At 39.9% G+C, this 8,043-nt stretch carries 7 protein-coding genes, 2 tRNA genes and 1 pseudogene; 1 reads left to right on the forward strand and 9 read right to left on the reverse strand.

The annotated features are described in order from the left end of the window. Position 1: 1 nt before the first annotated feature. The 8 genes from nuoG to ACFIK8_RS04575 all read right to left on the reverse strand — a co-directional run bounded on the left by nuoG (position 2) and on the right by ACFIK8_RS04575 (position 7,511). On the reverse strand, positions 2–2,071 hold the full coding sequence (gene nuoG, locus ACFIK8_RS04540) for an NADH-quinone oxidoreductase subunit NuoG (protein WP_375636122.1): 2,070 nt from the start codon (positions 2,069–2,071) through the stop codon (positions 2–4). Between the two features lie 63 nt (positions 2,072–2,134). Further along, positions 2,135–3,442, reverse strand: a complete 1,308-nt coding sequence (gene nuoF / locus ACFIK8_RS04545) for an NADH-quinone oxidoreductase subunit NuoF (protein ID WP_375668999.1) — start codon at positions 3,440–3,442, stop codon at positions 2,135–2,137. 165 nt (positions 3,443–3,607) lie between these two features. Then, on the reverse strand, positions 3,608–4,261 hold the full coding sequence (gene nuoE / locus ACFIK8_RS04550; protein WP_015856354.1) for an NADH-quinone oxidoreductase subunit NuoE: 654 nt from the start codon (positions 4,259–4,261) through the stop codon (positions 3,608–3,610). Continuing rightward, complete coding sequence (locus ACFIK8_RS04555; RefSeq protein ID WP_273787995.1) at positions 4,261–5,451, reverse strand: NADH-quinone oxidoreductase subunit D; 1,191 nt, start codon at positions 5,449–5,451, stop codon at positions 4,261–4,263. The genes nuoE and ACFIK8_RS04555 overlap by 1 nt, the downstream gene beginning before the upstream one ends. A 124-nt stretch (positions 5,452–5,575) precedes the next feature. Next, on the reverse strand, positions 5,576–6,181 hold the full coding sequence (locus ACFIK8_RS04560) for an NADH-quinone oxidoreductase subunit C (protein WP_375669001.1): 606 nt from the start codon (positions 6,179–6,181) through the stop codon (positions 5,576–5,578). Positions 6,182–6,198: 17 nt separating this feature from the next. Then, a complete protein-coding gene (locus ACFIK8_RS04565; protein ID WP_375636124.1) occupies positions 6,199–6,780 on the reverse strand; it encodes a NuoB/complex I 20 kDa subunit family protein in 582 nt (193 codons plus the stop codon). After that, on the reverse strand, positions 6,771–7,136 hold the full coding sequence (locus ACFIK8_RS04570; RefSeq protein ID WP_005773599.1) for an NADH-quinone oxidoreductase subunit A: 366 nt from the start codon (positions 7,134–7,136) through the stop codon (positions 6,771–6,773). The genes ACFIK8_RS04565 and ACFIK8_RS04570 overlap by 10 nt, the downstream gene beginning before the upstream one ends. Before the next feature lie 298 nt (positions 7,137–7,434). Continuing rightward, positions 7,435–7,511, reverse strand: a tRNA-Asp gene (locus ACFIK8_RS04575). Positions 7,512–7,684: 173 nt separating this feature from the next. On the opposite strand from ACFIK8_RS04575, the gene ACFIK8_RS04580 reads away from it, so the two are divergent. Continuing rightward, positions 7,685–7,760 (forward strand) — tRNA-Val (locus tag ACFIK8_RS04580). Between the two features lie 89 nt (positions 7,761–7,849). Here the strand turns inward: ACFIK8_RS04580 and ACFIK8_RS04585 are convergent. Next, a pseudogene (locus tag ACFIK8_RS04585) lies at positions 7,850–8,043 on the reverse strand (XRE family transcriptional regulator); the annotation flags it as partial.

The following is an 8,043-nucleotide window of genomic DNA, read 5'->3' on the forward strand; positions in this document are numbered from 1 at the left end:
CTTACTTTACAGTTTGCGTAGCACGGTTTTTTGTAAGAGATGAACATTCAGCCATAACAGCAGAAGCACGTGCTATCGGATTTGTTAAATAAAAGTCTTTAACCATAGAAGTAAAAATTTGACTCTCTAGAGAAACCATTTTTGAACCAAGCGCCTTAAGACCACTTATATCAGAAGGTACTATATCATCAACAGCACAAAGGTGTGGATAATCATTAAACAAGCATTGTCTTAATTGAGAAAGAGAATCAAAAGGGAGCCTTTGTCCTAAAATATCCGATAAAGCACGCAAAATAGCCCAATCTTCTTTTGCTTCACCTGGAGCAAAACCAGCCCGATTTGTCATTTGAACACGTCCTTCTGTATTCACATAAAGCCCTGATTTTTCAGTGTAAGCAGATGCAGGCAAAATAACATCAGCAGCATGTGCACCATTATCACCATGGCTACCAATATAAACTGTAAAAGCTTTTGTATTGGCTAATTCTACTTCATCAGCACCAAGTAAAAATAAAACTTCACAGGTTTTAAGAATATTTGCAACCCCAAGTTTAGAAGTAAAGCCTATGTCCAATCCTCCAACAATCGATGCTGCATTATGAAGAACCCCAAACCCATTCCATTCTTCACTAAGAGCACCAATATTGTCAGCTAATTTAGCAAGACTTTTTAAAACAGATAAACCTTCATTTCCTGAAACAGCCCCCTCTCCGATAAGAATAAGGGGCCTCTTCGCTTCTTTTAAGACATTAAAAAAAACATCCTCTCCACGAATAAGTGTCGTTAATGTATCACTCCCAGATCCAAGATAAGAATAAGGATAACGTAAATCGACTTTCTCTCCAATTAATGCAATAGGAAAATTTCCCATCCGTTGGCGCTTAAAAATACGCGCATTTAAAACAGCCGCTTCATGACGTGGATTAGATCCCACAATAAGCAGTGCATCAGCCTGTTCAATACCTGCAATTGTAGGATTAAAAATATAACTCGAACGCCCAAACTCAGGCGATAAAGCCCCCCCTCTTTGGCGACAATCAAAAAGCGTTGAGCCCAATGAAAGAAGCAATGTTTTAAGTGCGTACATTTCCTCAACAGACGCGAGATCTCCAGCAATCGCTCCAATTTTTTCTGGCAAGGTTTTAGAAACCACCATTTTAATTTTTGCAAAAGCTTCTGTCCAACTGACAGGTTGAAGCTTTCCTTCTTTGCGCACATATGGCCTATCAAGCCGCTGAGTCCGTAATCCATCCCAAATAAAACGCGTTTTATCAGAGATCCATTCCTCATTTACATCTTCATTCGTACGCGGCATAATCCGCATAACTTCACGGCCACGACTATCAATACGGATCGCACTACCAAGCGCATCCATCACATCAATCGATTCCGTTTTTACCAATTCCCACGAACGAGCATGAAACGCATAAGGTTTTGAAGTTAAAGCTCCCACCGGACAAAGATCAATAACATTTCCCTGTAATTCAGATGTCATAGCTTTTTCAAGATACGTCGTAATTTCAGCATCTTCACCACGACCGATCAAACCAAGCTCAGAAATACCTGCAACTTCCGTTGTAAAACGAACACACCGTGTACAATGAATACACCGTGTCATGACAGTTTTGACAAGAGGTCCAATATATTTATCTTCTACAGCACGCTTATTTTCTGTATAACGAGAACAATCTCGTCCATAAAGCATTGCTTGATCTTGAAGATCGCATTCTCCCCCTTGATCACACACTGGACAATCCAAAGGATGATTAATGAGAAGAAATTCCATAACACCTTCACGTGCTTTTTTTACCATCGCCGTATTGGTAAAAATCTCAGGTGCTTCACCGTTAGGCCCTAATCGTAAATCACGAACCCCCATAGCACAAGAAGCCTGAGGTTTTGGAGGACCACCCTTAACCTCAACCAAACACATACGACAATTTCCAGCAATTGACAAAGATTCATGAAAACAAAAACGTGGAATTTCTGCCCCAGCCGCCTCAGCAGCCTGAAGCAACGTGTAGTAATCAGGAACTTCAATCTCTTTGCCATCAACTTTGATATTTATCATCACCCATCCAACCTGCGGATAACCCACTTAAAATTTGCATTCGGCTGCTCTTTAAAAAATCTTCTATCCTACTGCTTCTAAAGCAATGTTTTTGCTTTGGACTACATTTCGCGTGTATTCATCAATTCTACGCTCGATTTCCGGACGAAAATTACGTATCAACCCCTGTACAGGCCATGCGGCAGCATCACCAAGCGCACAAATAGTGTGTCCTTCAACCTGTTTAGACACTTCAAACAAAAGATCAATCTCGCGTTTTTGTGCTCTTCCCTCAACCATACGCCCTAAAAGACGCATCATCCAACCCGTCCCCTCACGACACGGAGTACACTGACCACAACTCTCGTGCTTGAAAAAAGCAGCTATACGCCAAATTGCCTTGATAATATCGGTTGATTTATCCATAACAATCATTCCCCCCGTGCCAAAAGAAGACCCGACATCTCGCATCCCATCAAAATCCATGATCGCATCGATCATATCCTCACCACGGACGACTGGACAAGAAGCCCCCCCTGGAATAACTGCTAAAAGATTATTCCACCCACCACGAACACCACCCGTATGTTTTTCAATTAATTCACGGAATGAAACACCAAGAGCGTCTTCAAATGTACAAGGTGCATTAACATGCCCTGAAACCATAAACAATTTCGTTCCAACATTATTTGCTCGTCCGATTGACGAAAACCACGAAGCACCCCGCCGCAAAATCGTTGGAACAACAGCAATGGACTCTACATTATTTACTGTTGTTGGACAGCCATAAATCCCCATATTGGCAGGAAATGGTGGTTTAAGCCGAGGTTGTCCCTTTTTTCCCTCAAGACTTTCAAGAAGAGCTGTTTCTTCACCACAAATATAAGCACCAGCTCCATGATGAATAATAATATCACAAGCATGCCCATATTTCGTTTTTTTGCCAAGTAAACCTGCATCATAGCATTCATCAACGGCAGCTTGTAGCGCTTCACGTTCACGAATATATTCACCACGAATATAAATAAAAGCAACATTGGCTCCCATAGCAAAAGTAGCGATTGCACATCCTTCAATCAAAGTATGGGGGTCATGACGTAAAATATCACGGTCTTTACAAGTTCCAGGTTCAGATTCATCGGCATTGACAACCAAATAATGAGGACGACCATCATTCTGCTTTGGCATAAAGGACCACTTCATTCCGGTAGGAAAACCAGCACCACCACGACCGCGTAAACCCGATGCCTTCACCTCATCAATGATCCAATCACGACCTTTGTCAATCATCTCTTTCAGACCACTCCAATGCCCACGCAACATCGCAGCCTTTAATGATTTGTCTTTTAAACCATACAGATTGGTGAAGATACGATCTTTATCAGCTAGCATACCCCACCTTTTTTTCTATTACCCATAGCATTTTCCGCTTTTCCTCAAATGCAATTTTTAAATATCTTTTCAAGACTTCTTACTTTTCATTAAATGTTGTCATCATGGGTAGAATAATAAAATACTTTTTCAAGAAAAATACTTAATTATGTTCCCACTCTTTCCTTATCCTTTTTTGGTGAAGACTTGAGAGATCTTTTTTTCTTTCTCATCATCAATAAGAGAAGTTAAACCACTAATCGGTTCCGACGACTTACGGCTACTTTGCGGACCAACCGCTATCTCAGAACCTTTCCCAGCTTCAAATGCATCAATAATTTCTTCAAGACGCTCAGCTGTAAGATCTTCATAAGTATCTTTAAAAATCATAACCATAGGAGCATTCACACAAGCACCAAGACATTCTACCTCTTCCCATGATAAGGTTCCATCCTGATTGGTAACAAAAGGTTCATGATGAATTTTTTTCTGACAAACTTTAATCAATTCACCAGATCCACGTAACATACAAGGGGTCGTACCACAAACTTGAATATGCGCTTTTGTTCCAACGGGCTTAAGCTGAAACTGAGTGTAAAAAGTTGCAACTTCCAGAACACGAATATAAGCCATGGAAAGAATCTGAGCAATATGCTCAATCGCGGCACGTGTCACCCAACCATCTTGCTCTTGAGCACGCATTAATAATGGAATTACAGCAGACTGCTCACGCCCTACAGGATATTTCTCTATAGTATTTTTTACCCATATCTGATTTTCTTTTGTAAAAGAAAACTCAGCGGGCTGATAAACATCATCTGCAAGACGGCGTACGGACATTAGCGATCAACCTCCCCAAAAACAATATCAATCGAACCCAAAATAGCTGTAGCATCCGCCAGCATATGACCTCTGGTTAAAAAATCCATAGCTTGGAGATGCGCAAACCCAGGAGCACGCAACTTTACACGATAAGGCTTATTGGTTCCATCAGAAACAAGATAAACACCAAACTCCCCTTTCGGAGCTTCCACAGCAACATATACTTCTCCAGGAGGCGTATGAAAACCTTCCGTATAAAGCTTGAAATGATGAATCAGTGCTTCCATCGAACTTTTCATTTCACTCCGTTTCGGTGGTACAATCTTGCGATCCAAGCTCGAAACCGGTCCATTTTTTTCAGTACTCAGCAAACGCTCCACACATTGGCGCATAATTTTTGCTGATTGACGCATTTCTTCCATACGAATAAGATAACGATCATAACAATCGCTATTCTTACCTACAGGAATATCAAATTCCATTTCATCATAACATTCGTAAGGTTGGCTTTTACGTAAATCCCATGGAACACCAGCCCCACGAATCATAACCCCAGAAAAACCACGTGCCCAAGCTTCATCAATAGTTACCACGCCAATATCCACATTACGCTGCTTAAAAATCCGATTTGGCGTTACAAGCGCATCAAGTTTACCAAGAGCAACAAGAAAAGGATCAATAAAATTACCTATATCTTCAACTAAAGATTCTGGTAAGTCTTGATGCACACCACCAGGACGAAAATAATTTGCATGAAGACGTGCGCCACAGGCACGCTCATAAAAAATCATCAATCTTTCACGTTGCTCAAACCCCCAAAGAGGTGGTGTTAAAGCACCAACATCCATTGCCTGTGTCGTTACATTAAGCAAATGATTAAGAATACGCCCAATTTCAGAAAACAAAACACGTATTAATTGCCCTCTTTTAGGAACTTTAATATCCAATAACTTTTCAATAGCAAGGACAAAAGCATGTTCCTGATTCATAGGAGCAACATAATCCAAACGATCTAGATAAGGACCCGCTTGAAGATAAGTTTTTGTTTCCATTAATTTTTCGGTACCGCGATGCAATAACCCAATATGTGGATCTACACGCTCAACAACTTCACCGTCCAACTCCAAAACCATGCGCAAAACCCCATGCGCGGCAGGATGCTGCGGACCAAAATTGATATTAAAGTTTCGAACATTGACCTCAGCCACAATCAACCCCTTGCTTTTTAAAAAACTTCATATCAAATATCAAAAAAATCTATCATACTAAAAAATATTTAATTATTTAAGAAATACAGTACTCTAATATAATGCCTTATCAAAACCAATATTATTATTTTTCATCCGCTTTTCCATTACATGGCAAAGTATACTGTCCTCCTTCCCAAGGAGAAAGAAAATCAAAATTACGCATCTCTTGACGCAAAACAACAGGCTCATAAATCACCCTCTTTGCTTCATTATCATAACGACATTCAACAAATCCTGTCACAGGAAAGTCTTTTCGTAAAGGATATCCCTCAAACCCATAATCTGTTAAAATCCGTCTCAAATCCGGATGTCCTGAAAATAAAATCCCATACATATCATACGTTTCACGTTCATACCACTCTGCGCCAGGATAAACCGTACAAGCTGAAGCAACAGGAGTATTTTCATCCGTACGAACTTTTACACGTAAGCGTAAATTCTCACGAGGAGATAACAATTGGTAAGAAACGTCAAAGCGCTTATCGCGAGAAGGATAATCCACACCACTAATATCTGTGAGATTAATAAATTGACAGCGCGAATCATCACGAACAAACATTAAGACATCGATAATTGCGTCAAGACGTGCCACAATGGTCAATTCACCAAAAGCAATAACAGTCTCTTCAAGCTTATTTTTTAACTTGTTTTCCAAATAAGCAGCAAGTTCAACCAAAGTTTTATCCATCATGACAAGAAAACTCTCTATCGCTCTATGGATCCGGTACGACGGATTTTTTTCTGTAGCAACAATATGCCGTATAATAATGCCTCTGCTGTAGGTGGGCACCCTGGAACATATATATCGACAGGCACGATACGATCACATCCACGCACTACTGAATAGGAATAATGATAATATCCCCCACCGTTTGCACATGATCCCATAGAAATCACATAACGTGGCTCTGGCATCTGATCGTACACTTTTCTTAAAGCAGGAGCCATCTTATTTGTTAGAGTACCTGCAACCACCATCACATCTGACTGACGGGGTGAAGCTCGTGGCGCATATCCAAAACGCTCATTATCATAATGAGGCATTGAGCATTGCATCATTTCGATAGCACAACATGCCAAACCAAAACTCATCCACATTAAAGAACCGGTACGTGCCCAAGTAACCAAAGCATCTGCCGAGGTAACTAAAAATCCCTTATCTGATAATTCAGCATTAAGATCACGAAAAAACTTATCGTCAGACCCTATCAGCTCACCAGTATTGGGATCAATGATTCCTTTTGGTTTTGGAGCAGCAATCGTTGAATTATTAGATCCTAATTCCATTCAAGGGCTCCTTTTTTCCATTCATATATAAACCCAATAGTCAAAATTGCTAAAAACACAATCATAGACCAAAAGCCAAACATACCTATTGATTCGAATGAAACAGCCCAAGGAAAAAGAAAAGCAACTTCAAGATCAAAAATAATAAATAAAATTGATACCAAATAGAAACGAATATCAAACTTCATGCGTGCATCACTAAATGAATTAAACCCACATTCATAAGCCGATAACTTTTCAGGATCAGGGGAACGATATGCTACAATGTAAGGTGTAATCAACAAAACTCCAGCAATAACAGCTGACACAATAATGAAAATCAAGACCGGTAAATAAGAGCTCAATAAATAAGCCATAACCCTCTTCCATCGTAACGAAATGCCTGAGTTTAACACAATGATTCAATATTGCGAGACCAAACAGACAAATTTAATAATCGCTCTATTAATTCTATTCATACTGCTTCAAAGGCATATAGAGCGATACTTTTCTTGTCGGCATAGGTAACGCAGAGCAAAGAAAGACGCAAGCCCTATTATTATAAACCATATAAAAAGAAAGAAAAAACATATCATCCCCCAATCAAATACTCCACCACCACACTCAATACTATATGGATATTTTAAAAAGGAAATTTCACAAGGAATCACGAAATGGCGCGAGTGACGGGGCTCGAACCCGCGACCTCCGGCGTGACAGGCCAGCACTCTAACCAACTGAGCTACACCCGCGCATTTTTTTCGAACCAATTTAATTTGGTACAAGCGGTCGTGTAAGGGGTTCATGCGTTTATGTCAAGAAGGATTATGCATTTTAAAAAAAAATTATCAAATACTATCTTTATTCTTGCGTTTAGAAAAATTTTTCCTTAAAGAGTTCCCATTCAATTGCTAATCATTGCATTGGGCGATTAGCTCAGCTGGTAGAGCGCCTCGTTTACACCGAGGATGTCGGGAGTTCGAGTCTCTCATCGCCCACCATATAGCTTTATATTCATATTAAGTTGTTGATATTTCATATGTTTTTTACTGTGAGGGATGCGTAAATAGAAGTGATGGTATAGGATTTTCTAACATTTCTTTATAAAGCATGCTTCGTACAATGTTTCTAATGTTTCTTTGAAGTCTGCTAACGTTTCTTGATGTGAGCCATCTAAAAGTCTCATAAACGCAACAACAGTTTCACGTTGCAACGGAGTAGAAGGCTTTATTATGATGCTTTTGCGACAAGCATCCGATTCTCTTCTCAAAATTTCTGCTACCT

This window comes from Bartonella sp. MR168JLCBS, from assembly GCF_042194175.1.

Excerpts from the sequence above, each read along its gene's own strand:
- nuoG (WP_375636122.1), bottom strand. The coding sequence starts at position 2,071 with ATGATAAATATCAAAGTTGATGGCAAAGAGATTGAAGTTCCTGATTAC.
- nuoF (WP_375668999.1), bottom strand. The coding sequence starts at position 3,442 with ATGCTAGCTGATAAAGATCGTATCTTCACCAATCTGTATGGTTTAAAA.
- nuoE (WP_015856354.1), bottom strand. The coding sequence starts at position 4,261 with ATGTCCGTACGCCGTCTTGCAGATGATGTTTATCAGCCCGCTGAGTTT.
- ACFIK8_RS04560 (WP_375669001.1), bottom strand. The coding sequence starts at position 6,181 with ATGGATAAAACTTTGGTTGAACTTGCTGCTTATTTGGAAAACAAGTTA.
- ACFIK8_RS04565 (WP_375636124.1), bottom strand. The coding sequence starts at position 6,780 with ATGGAATTAGGATCTAATAATTCAACGATTGCTGCTCCAAAACCAAAA.
- ACFIK8_RS04570 (WP_005773599.1), bottom strand. The coding sequence starts at position 7,136 with ATGGCTTATTTATTGAGCTCTTATTTACCGGTCTTGATTTTCATTATT.